1 protein-coding gene is annotated in these 1,519 nt (G+C 73.1%); it reads left to right on the forward strand.

The features are described from left to right. Nucleotides 1–289: 289 nt before the first annotated feature. Nucleotides 290–1,519 (forward strand): RICIN domain-containing protein (locus FF041_RS38635; RefSeq protein ID WP_194292367.1); only part of this gene is annotated, 1,230 nt, incomplete at its 3' end.

A 1,519-nucleotide genomic window follows, 5' to 3' on the forward strand; every position in this document is an offset into this window, starting at 1 on the left:
TACGGGTACGGCCCCGGCGCCGCCGCGGCCTGGTGCGTGCTCCGCTCCCTCGGTACGGTGGGCACCGCCGTTCCTCCGGCCTCACCCGCGGCACCGCCGTTCCACCGCTCATCGGCCGGGGCCGCAGGCGGCCGTCCGGGTCCGTCGCCATGCCCGCCCCGGCGATTCGCGGCGCGTCAGGGCCATGTCAGCGGCTCCCGGGACACTGCGCGCCCGCACGGACGACGCGGGACGTTCCGTCCCCTGCCGCCCGCCCAGGCGCGCAGGAACACACCGAGGGGGTAATCCGGTGCCCAGTGGCCTTCCAGGGGGCTCGAAGCACGCGGGCGTACTGCTTCTGCTGCTCTCCCCACTGCTTCCGGTACTGCTGATGGGGACGGTTCCGGCGGTCGCGGCGCCCGGTGAGGCGATCAATGTCATCGCCGCCCACAGCGGCAAGTGCCTGGAGACGGAGAACGCCTCCGCCGACGCCGGCGCCCGGGTCCTCCAAGCGGACTGCACCGGCCGGACGGCCGCCGCCTGGACGGTCCGGCTGTCGACCTCGGGGCACGGCGTGAACGTGGTCAACGTCAACAGCGGCAAGTGCCTGGAGATCGAGAACGGGTCGAGCGCGATCGGCGCCCAGGCCCGGCAGGCCGACTGCGCGGGGCAGCCGGGGGCCGACTTCGACTTCGGGGACCAGGGCACTCATGTCTGGCTCCAGCCGCTCACCGCCGCACCGCCCCGATGCCTGGGCGTCCCACAGGCATCGCACCTGAGCGGCGCCCCCGTACAGCTCGCCGAGTGCGACGACGCGATCGGCACCCGATTCCGCCAGCGGCTGGCGAGAGCGGGCAACGACCCCGCGGAGGAGGAGCCGGAGCAGCCCGCGCCGAGCGTGGAACGGGTGAATCTGACCGGGGCGGGAGCGCAGAGCGCCGGCGCGGGCGGCGCTCTGTCGGACATCACCCGGCTCAGCGCCGACGGGCGTTTCGCGGCCTTCGAGTCCATCGCCGCCGACCTGGTCCCCGGCGACACCAACAACGCCTGGGACCTCTTCGTACGCGACCGGCTGACCGGGGCCGCCGAACGCGTCAGCGTCGCCACCGGCGGCGCCCAGGCCGACGGCCACAGCGACGGGGTGTCGATCAGCGCGGACGGCCGGTACGTGGCCTTCTCCTCCCGCGCCGGGAACCTGGTCGCGGGCGACGCCAACGGCAAGAGCGACGTCTTCCTCCGCGACCGGCAGAACGGCACCACGGAGCGGGTCAGCGTCGCCGCCGGCGGTCTCGAAGGCAACGGCCATGCCCATACGCCGTCCATCAGCGCGGACGGACGCTACATCGCCTTCGTCAGCAACTCCGGAAACATTCCCGGCGACACCAATATCGTGGACGACGTCTATGTGCACGACCGGCAGAACGGCACCCTCACCCGTGCGAGCGTGACCAGGGACGGCCTTCAGGCCAACGACGCCTCGACCCAGGCGGTCATCAGCGCGGACGGCCGGTACGTGGCCTTCTCCTCCCGCGCCGGGAAC

The organism is Streptomyces jumonjinensis (genome assembly GCF_009600885.1).
Lineage (GTDB): Bacteria > Actinomycetota > Actinomycetes > Streptomycetales > Streptomycetaceae > Streptomyces > Streptomyces jumonjinensis.